This is a genomic window from Halobacillus sp. Cin3 (assembly GCF_947311855.1).
Lineage (GTDB): Bacteria > Bacillota > Bacilli > Bacillales > Halobacillaceae > Halobacillus > Halobacillus kuroshimensis.
The window spans coordinates 17,875-30,589 of sequence record NZ_CAMZMV010000005.1 but is presented as its reverse complement, the minus strand read 5'-3'; the positions used below and the strand labels follow the sequence as shown (position 1 = coordinate 30,589).

At 48.7% G+C, this 12,715-nt stretch carries 8 protein-coding genes; all 8 read right to left on the bottom strand.

The genetic code is table 11. From position 1 onward, the window contains the following. Nucleotides 1-47: 47 nt before the first annotated feature. Nucleotides 48-1,535, bottom strand: coding sequence for a PH domain-containing protein (locus QMA39_RS15450; RefSeq protein ID WP_051254773.1), 1,488 nt, complete (start codon nt 1,533-1,535; stop codon nt 48-50). Continuing rightward, nucleotides 1,525-2,004: a PH domain-containing protein gene (locus QMA39_RS15445; protein WP_281659264.1), complete on the bottom strand. Its 480-nt coding sequence runs from the start codon at nt 2,002-2,004 to the stop codon at nt 1,525-1,527. The genes QMA39_RS15450 and QMA39_RS15445 overlap by 11 nt, the downstream gene beginning before the upstream one ends. An 89-nt stretch (nt 2,005-2,093) precedes the next feature. Continuing rightward, nucleotides 2,094-2,909: a pyrroline-5-carboxylate reductase gene (gene proC, locus QMA39_RS15440; protein ID WP_027956622.1), complete on the bottom strand. Its 816-nt coding sequence runs from the start codon at nt 2,907-2,909 to the stop codon at nt 2,094-2,096. Between the two features lie 213 nt (nt 2,910-3,122). Continuing rightward, the gene (locus tag QMA39_RS15435) at nt 3,123-4,625 is read right to left on the bottom strand and encodes a potassium/proton antiporter (RefSeq protein WP_281659263.1); all 1,503 of its coding nucleotides are present in this window, start codon (nt 4,623-4,625) and stop codon (nt 3,123-3,125) included. Nucleotides 4,626-4,752: 127 nt separating this feature from the next. After that, nucleotides 4,753-5,916 (bottom strand): sporulation protein YhbH, encoded by a 1,164-nt coding sequence (yhbH, locus tag QMA39_RS15430; protein WP_206936081.1) that lies wholly within the window; start codon nt 5,914-5,916, stop codon nt 4,753-4,755. Between the two features lie 187 nt (nt 5,917-6,103). After that, nucleotides 6,104-7,408 (bottom strand): 2-oxoglutarate dehydrogenase complex dihydrolipoyllysine-residue succinyltransferase, encoded by a 1,305-nt coding sequence (gene odhB, locus QMA39_RS15425; RefSeq protein ID WP_281659262.1) that lies wholly within the window; start codon nt 7,406-7,408, stop codon nt 6,104-6,106. Continuing rightward, on the bottom strand, nt 7,405-10,209 hold the full coding sequence (locus QMA39_RS15420; protein WP_281659364.1) for a 2-oxoglutarate dehydrogenase E1 component: 2,805 nt from the start codon (nt 10,207-10,209) through the stop codon (nt 7,405-7,407). The genes odhB and QMA39_RS15420 overlap by 4 nt, the downstream gene beginning before the upstream one ends. 242 nt (nt 10,210-10,451) lie before the next feature. Beyond that, on the bottom strand, nt 10,452-12,551 hold the full coding sequence (locus tag QMA39_RS15415) for an RNA degradosome polyphosphate kinase (RefSeq protein WP_281659261.1): 2,100 nt from the start codon (nt 12,549-12,551) through the stop codon (nt 10,452-10,454). Between the last annotated feature and the right edge of the window lie 164 nt (nt 12,552-12,715).

The following is a 12,715-nucleotide window of genomic DNA, read 5'->3' as shown; positions in this document are numbered from 1 at the left end:
TTAATGTTCGTGTTTTTATTGTAAACAGAAAAAAACCAGTGGAAAAATTACTTTTCCACTGGTTTTTGATTGGTCACAGCATCAATATACCAGCCCATGACCGAATCGGTATCTTTTTCCTCCAGGTAGTAGCAGCGCGCCACCGCTCCGCCTCCACCTGAGGTAAGCGTCACCTGAATAGTAGAAAGACCGGAACGCTTCTGCAACAGGGTCTGCTTCTTGGATGCGGCCTGGATGCGGAACCTCTTCATCAAGTAGGTCTGCTTGATAATATTTCTTGAACGCAGACTCAACTGGGTACCATCAATCGTCCACCCTGCATCTTTATAGGCAAGCAGGCCGAAGCCCGCTAGCGCCGCGACAGCTGGAACAGCCAGTAACCCATACGGATAAAAGTATATGCTGACCGGTATGGCCGCCAACACCCCGAGCCACGACTGCCGGATCATGTAACGATATTTCGATCTGGCTGGTGGCTGTTTGAAATCACCCGCAACCTGATAATCTTCGAGAATCATCTGGAGGACTGCTTCGATTTCCTTTTTCCGGATCATTGGAAGCAGTTTCAACTGATGTTCATCGTTCTTCATGATGGAACCACCGGCACTGATGATCGTAACCGATGCATACCCCATTGGCTGGCGGATCAGGTTTTCATCAATCCGCACCCCTTGAATCCGGTTGAGCGGGATGGTCATCTGCTTTTTCTCCAGCCATCCCCGGGTAATAATCAGGTCCTCTTCCTCCAAGTAGACAGAGAAATACGCATAGCGCATGATCGTAAGGAGGATCGATATCCCATAAGCAATCAAGAGAACAAAGAGGACGGTAACAGCCACCATCAGAACACCGATCTGAATCCAGTCCAGCAGTTCTTCATAAATCGCCCCGACAGGAAGAATGTCCATGAACTGGGAAAAGAACACGGCCACACCGGAAATAACCACTCCCGCCCCTCCGGAAGTGACGGCCATAAGGACAAGATCCTTCATCGTCATGCCGAACACCTTCTGTCTTGGCGGTTCTACCGGTTGTTCCCCGGCATTCTCCTCAACGGTTTCTTCTTCCTGGGCCGCCCGCTTCTGCTGAAAGATGAGCGTCTCCAGCTCTTTGGCTTCTTCGCGGGTAATAGCTGTCAGTTCTGCCTCCGCTCCTTGTGTACCGGTCGCCCCTGCCGTTTCCACAGAAACTTTCACTAATTTCAACGGGCGGTGGAAAATTCCTTCCGAAAAATCAAGACTCTGGATTCTCTCCACAGGAATGTAGCGTTTTTTCCTGAAAATCAACCCATATTCAATACGCAGTTCTCCATCTTCCATCCAATAAGAAAAGCGCAGCCAGCGGATGACTCCTGAACCAAGCACAATCACCAGCAGACCGCCCCAGATGGCCAGCGGGACCCAGTTCCAGTCCCCACTGAACGGGCTCCCGTTGATAAAGATCACCACAATCAACGGCAGCGCCGCATCTTTCAATGTCTTCACAAAATTGATCAAAGCAGAAATAGGATGGAGCTTCCGTGGTTCAAACATCATCCTCAGCCACCCTTGCCAAAGAAGAAATCGACTGGCGCAGACGTTCTGCCTCATCTTCATCAAGCGCTGGTATTTTATGTATCGTCGCCGCTGTCGATATGCTGATGGTGGAAAGTCGGTATTTCCGGAGCAGCGGTCCCTGCTCCGTATCTACGTGCTGAACCCTGACCATCGGTACCAATGTGCGGGTAATGATGAAAATGCCGTGCTGCAGATCGATGTTCTGTTCACTGACCTCATAGCGCCAACGTTTCCAGCGAAGGCCTGGAATCAACCAGATGAAAAGAACGGCATCCAGAACGACCAGTCCTCCTGCTCCTGCCGCCAGCCACCACGGCCATTCCCAGAGGAACACCGTAACGGTTAAAGCCGTTGTGATAAGTAATAGAATGAAGCTGTGTATGACGCCGTATATGCGCCATAGCGTTAAAGCCCGCTTAGAAATACGTTGAGCCGGCTGATTATTCATACGTCCACCTCCTGTACTATCTGTACGGATATGCGAGCCCATTCGTTTCAAACAAACAGAAAGCCCGGCATCCGGGGCCCGGCTTTCTGTTACTTTCTCCCTTGGGATAAGGCTTTCGACTTTTCTGTTGTGGCCGTCATCCCTTGAATAATGGCCTTCCTGAACCCAGCTTCCTCCAGCTTGGTTACACCGGAAATCGTAGTGCCTCCAGGCGTGCAGACGGCATCCTTCAATTCTGCTGGATGTCTGCCTGTTTCCTTGACCATTTTCGCAGCCCCCTCGACCGTCTGGGCAACCATTTTATAAGCCTTGTCCCTCGGAAAGCCCTGCTGGACAGCGGCATCCGCCATCGCTTCAATCAGCATGTATACAAAAGCCGGGGAAGAACCACTGACCGCCGGCACAGCATCCATGAGTTTCTCTTCAATGACTTCCGCTTCCCCAAAGCTTTCATACAGCTCGAGCACTTCGGCCAGATCTTCCTGTGTCACAAAAGCATTGGGACAGAGCGCACTCATACCTGCACCAACCAATGATGGGGTGTTCGGCATGGAGCGGATGACTTTCACATTCTTATCAAACGCCTCTTCCATCGATTCAAGTGTAATGCCGGCAGCAACCGTAATGACTACCGTATCATCGGAGACCTCTTCACGGATTTCCTCAATCACATCTCTGTACACATATGGCTTCACGGCCAGAAACAGCAGGTCGCTTTCTGCTGCCAGCTTCTTATTATCATTGGAAATATGTATGCCGTACTCATCGGCCACAAAATCGATCGTTTCATCAGACAAAGCGGTCGCAGCGATATGTCCCGGTTCCACGACCCCTGCATCAATCATGCCCTGAATCATGGCCTGGCCCATCTGACCGCAGCCGATAAAACCTATACGTTTCTTCACCGTACATCCCTCCTTGGTGATTCTTATTGTATAGGAACTTTGTCGAACACACAATTGCTTCCCGCTTCCACTAATATTTTCTAGTAAAATGATCACGTTTTTATTAGAAAAGGTTTACAAATCAGCATTTGTTACCTATAATAAAGACTGTATTCTTCATATCATAAAGAAACGCCCAAAATATCATAGCTGCTACGAGAAAAGCCGAGCTGTTTAAGCTCGGCTTTTCTCGTTGTGTCCGTGATCTTTAACGGCTTCAAGAACTTTCTTGACTTCTTTCTTGTTTTTTCTGGAAACTAGAATGTATAACGTATCCCCCGCTTTTATTTCCGTCTGTCCGTATGGTGTAATCACATCACCTTTACGGATAATGGCATTAATCAATGCCCTGTCCGGCAGCTCCATTTCCTCAAGCTTCTGCCCGACGACGACATTCCTCGGAGTAACCTCAAACTCAATCATCTCTACATTCGCTTTTCCAATTGAAATCAGTTCCAAAGAATGAATCGGATTGCCAAGCTTGTCGGAAACCAGTTTGAACCGGTCTGCCATCCAAGTAATCGAGGACCCCTGGATGAGCGCTGAAGTCAGGACCGTGAAGAAAACGACGTTGAAGATCACCTGGCTGTTTTCGATGCCGGCAAGCATCGGGAAAATTGCCAGGACGATCGGAACTGCTCCCCGGACACCCGCCCACGATAGAAACACCTTTTCCTTCCATGAAAACGAAAACCCGGATAGACTCAAAAAAGCCGCTGCCGGCCTGGCAATAAAAATGAGCACCCCGGCAATCAATAATCCACTCGACATTACAGACCACGTAAACACCTCTGAGGGAGTGACAAACAACCCAAGGATGATGAACATCAGAATCTGTGCCATCCAGCCAAAGCCTTCATCGAATCGAAGGATTGAATAACGGTAGGCAAGTTCCGCATTTCCGATAATCACCGCAGTTACATAGACGGCAAGAAGTCCACTGGCTTGAAGAAGAGAGCTTGCCCCATAGGAAAGAAAGGCGAAACCGAGCGCAAAAAGTGGATAAAGCCCACTGGAATCGAGGTTGATTCGGTTTAAAGCGAAACTCGCCCCCCACCCGATCGCAGCACCAACAACGACCCCCGCTCCCATCTGCCAGAAGAAGGAACCGACCATGCCGAACATGTTGACTTCATCAACCGTCAGCAGTTGAATGAAGCTGATCGTCAAAAACACAGCCATTGGATCATTCGTCCCTGATTCAGCTTCCAGTGTAGCCTCCAGCTTCCCGTCTACATTTTTCCCTTTCAGTACAGCAAAGACGGCTGCAGCATCTGTAGAACCGACGATCGCTCCAACGAGCATCGCCTCGACCCAGCCGATATGAAGGAAATATTTCGCTGCAACAGCGACGATTCCTGTCGTCAATACGACTCCGAGGGTCGCAAGCGTCAACGAAGGGGCGAGGACAGGACGAATATCTTTCCACTTGGTCAGCATTCCACCTTCAAACAGAATGATAATCAAAGCAATGACACCGACAAGCTGGGCGATTTCCGGATTGTCAAAATCAATAAAACCCAGACCCTCGTTTCCGACCATCATCCCGACAAGAATAAACAACACAAGAGACGGGACCCCGAGCCGGGAAGAGAATTTCGTAACGATGATGCTGACAATGAGCAGCAGTGCCATCAGCATAATGAATTGATTGGACTGCAGAATTTCTTGAATCATAGAATGAACTCCTTATATGTAGGATTACCCTTTTCATTATACCAAGGAGTTTCCATTCCCGTGTACTTGTAAACCTTTCGCACAAAAAAGGGTGCCGAGAACTCTCTCGACCCCCTCTTTATGTCAGCTACGTGAACATTTCCTCGGCCTGCTCGCTGAAGAAATGCTTCATCGAATGAAAAACGTCGGCTTTTCTGCGTAGAATGTAATAACGGAACTTATCATGTTCGATGGATTTATAAGCCTGCATCAAGCTGGAGGAACGGTTATACTGATTCACTTCCCCGTACCCGAACATCTGCGAAACTTCAATCAACTGTTCAATTAAACCGAGACATCGTTTATTATCAGAGGTCAGATTGTCACCATCAGAAAAGTGGAACGGATAGATGTTGTAGCGTTCCGGCGAATATTTAGTCTCAATAAGCTCCAGCGCTTTCCTGTAAGCAGATGAGCAGATGGTTCCTCCGCTTTCCCCTTTCGAAAAGAAATCCTCCTCGCTGACGACTTTCGCCTGCGTATGGTGGGCTACAAATTCAATATCCACCGTTTCATAGTTTCGGTTCAGGAAGCGGGTCATCCAGAAAAAGAAACTTCTGGCCATGTATTTTTCCCACTGCCCCATCGATCCACTGGTATCCATCATGGCAATGACGACTGCTTTGGACTCCGGTTTGGTCTTCTCATTCCACGTCTTGTATCGGATGTCCTCCGGGTAAATCGGTGCAAAAGAGGGTTCCCCCCGAAGCGCATTCCGCTTGTAGGCTTCAAGCATTGTCCTCTTCTTGTCGATATTGCCGGTCAACCCCGTTTTACGGATATCGCTGAATTCAATATCCGTATGAAGGATATTGTCCTTTTCTTTCTCATCAAGATTAGGAAGGGTCAGCTCTTTGAATAAAGCCTCTTCCAACTCAGCCAGCGATACCTCCGCCTCATAATAATCGTCTCCCGCCTGGTCACCAGCGCCGTCTCCATCGCCGGGCTTCCCTTTAGCGGGCTGCGGGGCCTGGGCCACCACATCGCCAATTTCGCTGTCTCCCTCTCCTTGTCCCGCATGCTTATTCTTTTCATAATTGTAGCGGATTTTATATTCATCTAATGAACGTATAGGAATCTTCACGACACGCTTTCCATTGGACATGACAATGTTCTCTTCGGTTATCAAATCAGGCAGCTGCTTGCTCATGGCATCTTTGACTTTTTCCTGGTGTCGACGCTGATCGTCGTAGCCTTTCCGATGGAGGGACCAGTCGTCTTCGGCGATTACAAAACTCGTCTCTTCATCCATGTTATTCCCTCCTAATCGAGTATTACTCTATCGTATGCAGGTCCACGTGAATGGATGAAACATATTGGGATATGTAAAGATTATTTGTTATTTCCGCCTATCTTTTTCTCTTATTTCTGAGCCCTTCTACTAGGTTTTCTCATAAAAAAGCCCCTGCAGCCAGGCTGCAGGGGACTTTCATTTCCTATTATCCTTCTAAAAGAAGGTCGTACGGATCTTCAATCATTTCTTTAATGCGGCGCAGGAACTGGACCGCTTCTTTTCCATCAACGATTCTGTGGTCGTAGGAAAGCGCAATGTACATCATCGGACGTGCTTCAATGCTGTCATCAGGCATGACTTTCGCGCGCTTCTCGATATTGTGCAGCCCAAGGATTCCGACCTGAGGGGAATTCAGGATCGGTGTAGAAAGCATGGACCCGAAAATTCCACCGTTTGTGATGGTAAAGGAACCTCCTTGGAGATCCTCCAGCTGCAGTTCTTTATTCCGGGCCTTCGTTGCTACATCAGCGATTCCCTTCTCAATACCAGCGAAATCAAGGCGGTCGGCATCACGGACGACAGGAACCACAAGGCCTTCTTCTGTCGAAACAGCCATTCCGATATCATAGAATTTCTTCTGAATGATTTCGTTGCCTTGAATTTCTGCGTTCAAGTTCGGGAATTCCTTCAAGGCACCGACAGCCGCTTTCGTGAAGAAGGACATAAATCCGAGCTTCACATCGTGTTTTTTCTGGAAGGATTCCTTGCGGTCACTGCGGAGCTTCATAACGTTCGTCATGTCCACTTCGTTGAACGTCGTGAGCATTGCTGCTTCCTGCTGGACCTCTACAAGACGCTTGGCAATCGTTTGACGGCGGCGGGACATTTTAATCCGTTCCACCGGCTTATCAAACTGCGTCTTCTCCTCTTCCTTTTTCTCTTTCTTCGGCTTATCGTTAGACGATGATTTCGGCTCTTCCGACTTGCTGCCACCCTTAGCAGCTGCATCGACATCTTCCGGACGGATGCGGCCCAGTGGATCACGGGCAGAAATACTGCTCAAATCAATGCCGAGTTCACGAGCACGCTTTCTGGCAGCCGGAGTGGCCACAATATCTTTATTCCCATTGTTCTGTCCATTGGAGCCCGCTGGCTGTTCTTCCTGCTTGGACTCCTGTTTCTGTTCCTGCTGCTGAGGCTCTTCCTTCTGTTCAGCTGCAGATGCTTCTGCCTGCTGATCACCGGAGGAATCCTCAGAAGATGCGGAAGCTTCTCCGTTCTCATCCACTTTGGCGATGACGTCTCCGACTTCCACGTCATCTCCCTCTTCCTTGAGCAGTTCAGCAATAACTCCGTCTGCATCCGCGTTCACTTCCACATTGACCTTGTCTGTTTCCAGCTCAAGAATCGGATCGCCTTTGGAAACGTGATCGCCTTTTTTTACAAGCCATTCGGCTATCGTGCCTTCAGTTATGGATTCAGCTAATTCAGGTACTTTGATTTCCTTCATTTTGTTTCTCCTCCTTTAGACATCTGCAGCGCTTCAAGAATGATTCGATTCTGCTCTGTTTTATGGATATTCGGTTCTCCAACGGAAGGGGAAGCCCTGTGCGGACGTCCTACAAATCTATGGATCTGTCCATCCTTCAGGAGTCTGTGGAGGATCCCCTCCACGAAATACCAGCTACCCATGTTCTGCGGTTCTTCCTGGACCCATACTAGTTCTTCTAAATTCGGATAGGTTTCCAGCATTTCTGCCAGTTTTTGATCCGGGAATGGATAAATCTGTTCCACCCGGACAGCATCGATGGTTTCAAAGGTTTCGTCCATGCTTTCCACTTTGTCTTCGATATCCACCATGATTTTTCCGCTTCCTAATAGAAGGGTTTTCACTTTTTCTTTATCTTTATTCTCAGATAATCCCGGCTGCATCATGAGCGACTGGAATTTCCCATCGCTGAAAGCAGCCCCGTCTACGGCGACTCTTTGATTGCGCAGCAGGCTTTTCGGTGTCATCAATACGAGCGGACGTGCCTCTTCCTGGTTGCTGATGGCCGCCTGTCTGCGGAGCAGGTGGAAATACTGGGCTGATGACGTGACATTGGCCACGGTCCAGTTGTTTTCTGCAGCCAGCTGAAGGAAGCGCTCAAGGCGGGCACTGGAATGCTCCGGTCCCTGTCCTTCATACCCGTGCGGAAGCAGGAAGACCATATTGGATTTCTCGCCCCACTTCGCACGGCCGGCGGCAATAAACTGATCAAAAATGACCTGCCCGGCATTGGCGAAGTCACCAAACTGGGCTTCCCACAGGACAAGAGAATCGGAAGCATGAACACTGTATCCGTACTCAAATCCGATAACCCCGGCTTCCGATAACGGACTGTTGTGAATATCAAAGGACGCTTCCGCCTGATCCAGTCCGTGGAGCGGACAGTAGGTTTCATCTGTTTCCACATCATGAAGGACAAGGTGACGGTGAGCGAAGGTTCCACGTTCCGTATCCTGACCGGTAATCCGGATCGGGATGCCATCTTCCAGTATAGAAGCGAAGGCCAGAGCTTCCGCTGTCGCCCAGTCCACTTTCTGCCCTTCATCCAGCATTTTCGCACGGCGCTGAAGGATTTTCTCAAGCTTCATAAATCCATTGAAGCCTTCCGGACGTTTCAGCATGCCTTCGTTCAGTCCACGCAGACGCTCAATATCCACGGATGTCTGAATTTCGTCCAGATCCCTTTCCACGCCACTCGGGCGGTCTTTCACATCAGGAGCGGCCGTTTCATGCTCACCCATATTGTTGTAGATATCCCGAAGCTTTTCTTCAATCTCTTCTTTCATCTTCGTCAGTTCGCCCTCTTCCACAACACTTTCATCCTGAAGCTGCTTCTCAAAAACAGCGGCAGCCGTTGGATGCTCGTCGATTTCCTTGTACAGTTTCGGCTGTGTAGAGCGCGGCTCGTCCATTTCGTTGTGTCCGAAACGACGGTACCCGACGAGATCAATCAGAAAGTCCTTATGGAACTTCTGACGGTATTCATACGCAAGCGCCATAGCAGAAAGGCATGCCGCTGGATCGTCGGCATTCACATGCAGCACCGGTATTTCAAAGCCTTTCGCAAGATCACTGGCGTATCTTGTCGAACGTCCGTCTCTGCGGTTGGTCGTGAAACCGACAAGGTTGTTGGCGATGATATGGACCGTTCCCCCTGTACGATAGCCGGGAAGGTCACTCATGTTCAGCGTCTCTGCGACAACCCCTTCACCGATAAAGGCTGCATCCCCGTGGATCAAGAGGCCGAATGCCTCATCTTCATCCATTTTCGCATAGCCCGGCTCCCTGCGGTCATCCTGCGCCGCTCTTGTAAAACCCTGGACGACAGGGTTGACGTATTCCAGGTGGGAAGGGTTATGGCTCAGCGTCACTTTCGTTGCCGACTGCTCGCCGTTTTCGATCTCTCTCCGGGCTCCGAAGTGATACTTCACATCACCTGTCCACCCATAGTTGATTCCCATCGAACCTTCTGAAGGAACGAGCTCCTTATCAGGCGAATGATGGAACTCAGAGAAGATCCGGTCATAAGGCTTCCCGAGGATGTGGGCAAGAACGTTCAGTCTTCCCCGGTGGGCCATGCCCATCATGATATGTTTAATGTGATCGCCGGAAGCCGACTGGATAATATGGTCGAGCATCGGCACCATAATATCAAGGCCTTCGATGGAAAAGCGCTTCTGTGCCACAAATGTTTTGGCAAGGAAGTTCTCAAAGCCTTCCACTTCAGCCAGGCGGTACAACAGCTGTTTCTTTTCTTGGTTTGTCAAAGATACCTGATACGACCCTGTATCGACTTTGTCCTGCAGCCATTTTCTTTCATTCTCATTATTGACATGGCCGAATTCAAAGGAAATCGTCCCCGCATATCTTTCTTTAAGTACATGGACCACTTGGAGGGCATTGTCCAGTTTCATAGGCGCGTCCGGCCAGACCCACTCCGCCGGCATAGCCTCCAGATCCTTCTCCTGAAGTCCGTAGGTTTCTAAATCAAGCAAATTTGTTTTAGGTCGCTCGTCACTTCCTACAGCATAGATATTCGCCTGCAGATGGCCGTGACGACGAATAGCCTCAACAAGTTTCAATGCCGAGGTGATTTTCGCAATGTCCCTTTCCGAAGGAGACGCAGCGCCGTTCGTCTCAACAGACGGGCTAGTCTTCATCCAGTCAGGTGCCCCGTGCTCGTCAAAAATATCCTTCAGTGAAGGATCGACAGCACTTGGGTTTTCTTCATATACTTCGAATTGCTCTTCGATATACCCCATGTTGGGGCCGTGGAAATTATCCCAAAATCTTTGAGTGGAGCCTTGTTTAGACACGTAGAATACCTCCAAGTAGTTGTTGGCTAAAGTTTCCTCGAAAACGTTTCCAAGTCCACATACTATTATAGAATTGAAACGCTTACGTATTCAACAAATTTCGCTTATTTTTCTCAAATGGTAACAATTCCATTATAACAAGAAAGGCGCACCCTTTGGTACGCCTTTTTACTTTTTACTGGTAAAGATTATTCCTCATCCTCAAGAACCCGGTAAGCCATATCGAAAAACTTCATCTGGCTGTTGATACGCACCTGGTTTTTCTCAGGCTGTACGTACTCATAACTGCCGTCGTTCTTCTGCTCCCTCGCCTTGACGTTATCATTCAGCATGATGGACAGGATTTTCTTCAGACGGGTTTTCACAGAGGGCTCGTGAATCGGGAAAAGCAGTTCAACGCGTTTCACCATATTTCGAGTCATCATATCCGCAGAGGAAAGGAACAGGCGGTCGTCCCCGTTGTGATGGAAATAATAAATCCGGCTGTGTTCCAGGAATCGTCCGACAATGCTGTACACGCGGATATTTTCACTGACACCTTCAATGCCGGGCTTCAAGCAGCAGATCCCCCGGACGATCAGGTCGACCTGTACGCCTGCCTGGGAAGCTTCGTACATTTTCATGATCAGGTTTTTGTCCGTAAGCGAGTTCATCTTCGCAATGATCCGCCCGTTTCCGTGCTGCTTATGGAAGCGGATTTCATTGTTCATGTAGCGGATAAAGTCATTCCGGATATCAAATGGAGCCATAGACAAGTGATGGAACTCCGGTTTTTCGGTAAATCCGCTCAAGTAATTGAAGAAGTGCGTCGCATCAATCCCGAACTTCCGCTTCGAAGTAATGATGCCCATATCGGTATACAGAGAAGCCGTCTGGTCGTTGTAGTTGCCGGTACCCAGGTGGACGAAGCGCTCGATCTTTTCTGCTTTTTTCCTGACGACAAGGGTGATTTTGCTGTGGGTTTTCAAGTAAGTCATGCCGTATATGACGTGACACCCGGCTTTTTCGAGCTCCTTGGCCCACTGCACGTTGTTCTCTTCATCAAACCGCGCCTTCAGTTCCACAAGCACTGTCACCTGTTTCCCCTTTTCTGCGGCCCGCTTCAAAGCGTCTATAATCGGTGAATCTCCACTTACCCTGTACAGCGTCTGTTTGATGGCCAGCACGTATGGATCGTCTGCCGCTTCCGCCACAAAATCGACGACAGGCTCAAAGGATTCATAAGGGTGGTGCAGGAAGATGTCGCGGTTCTCCGCTGCTTCAAAGATATTCTCCTCCCCCTCCAGATCACGCGGCGGCTGGGATATCAGTGTCTCGTAGTAAAGGTGGTCCTTCACATCGACAAACGTTTTATGGAACTTGAACAGGAACGTGAGATCAAGCGGACCGTTCGCAATGTACAGGTCATCACGATGAATTTCCAGGACGCTGAGCAGGAACTTGACCACTTTCTCATCGTACTTTCCATCCCTGACTTCGAGGCGGACAGCTGCCCCCCATTTGCGCTTTTTCAATTCCTTCTCGATTTCCTTCAGAAGATCCCGGGCACCTTCCTCATGGATCGTCATATCCGCATTTCTCGTTATCCGAAACTCTGTAACAGACTCCACTTTGTATCCTTTAAACAGTTTACCCATAAAATGGCTGATAATTTCCTCAAGAAGCACATATTGGTATTTATTTTCATGCTCCACCTGGACAAATCGATCGAGTACGGCCGGAACCTGAACAATTGCGGTCTTTGTTGTGTTCTCCGGGTCGATATCATCTTTGATGACAACAGCAAGGTTGATGGACTTGTTAAGAAGCATCGGGAACGGACGGTAGGCATCCACAGCCATCGGTGTCAGCACCGGGAAGATTTCCTCGTCAAAATATTTTTCGAAGCGGTTGATTTCCTCTTTCGTCAAATCCTCTATGGAAAGCAGGGAGATGCCTTCTTTCTCCAGCTCCGGTTTCATCGACTGATAAGAGTCATACTGCTTTTTCACGTTGTTATGGTTGATTTCCGAAATTTTTGCCAGCTGCTGCTTCGGCGTCAGCCCGGCTTTGTTCTCCGGCTTGTTGAAACCGGCTTTTACCTGGTCCTTCAACCCTGCTACACGTACCATGAAAAATTCATCCAGGTTGGAGGAGCCGATCGCCAAAAACTTTAAACGTTCAAGCAAAGGGTTATCCAAATCAAGAGCCTCATCCAGTACACGCTCATTAAAAGCGAGCCAGCTCAGCTCCCGGTTGTTATAAAATGATGGATTGTTCAATTCCTGCGTCTTGTTTTCTGTTGACATGCCGCACACCCTTTACACATTTATTCCACTCTATATGTTAGTACGTCTCTATATCCTCTATATAAAACAGGTGTTAAGGTTTTGTAAAAAAATGATGAATTTTGCTGAATTATGTTTTCTTTTAAGGTAGAATATTCCGAAATTAACAGTTGTTAATAAAAAGA

Excerpts from the sequence above, each read along its gene's own strand:
- QMA39_RS15450 (WP_051254773.1), bottom strand. The coding sequence starts at position 1,535 with ATGATGTTTGAACCACGGAAGCTCCATCCTATTTCTGCTTTGATCAAT.
- QMA39_RS15445 (WP_281659264.1), bottom strand. The coding sequence starts at position 2,004 with ATGAATAATCAGCCGGCTCAACGTATTTCTAAGCGGGCTTTAACGCTA.
- QMA39_RS15435 (WP_281659263.1), bottom strand. The coding sequence starts at position 4,625 with ATGATTCAAGAAATTCTGCAGTCCAATCAATTCATTATGCTGATGGCA.
- yhbH (WP_206936081.1), bottom strand. The coding sequence starts at position 5,916 with ATGGATGAAGAGACGAGTTTTGTAATCGCCGAAGACGACTGGTCCCTC.
- odhB (WP_281659262.1), bottom strand. The coding sequence starts at position 7,408 with ATGAAGGAAATCAAAGTACCTGAATTAGCTGAATCCATAACTGAAGGC.
- QMA39_RS15420 (WP_281659364.1), bottom strand. The coding sequence starts at position 10,209 with ATGGGGTATATCGAAGAGCAATTCGAAGTATATGAAGAAAACCCAAGT.
- QMA39_RS15415 (WP_281659261.1), bottom strand. The coding sequence starts at position 12,551 with ATGTCAACAGAAAACAAGACGCAGGAATTGAACAATCCATCATTTTAT.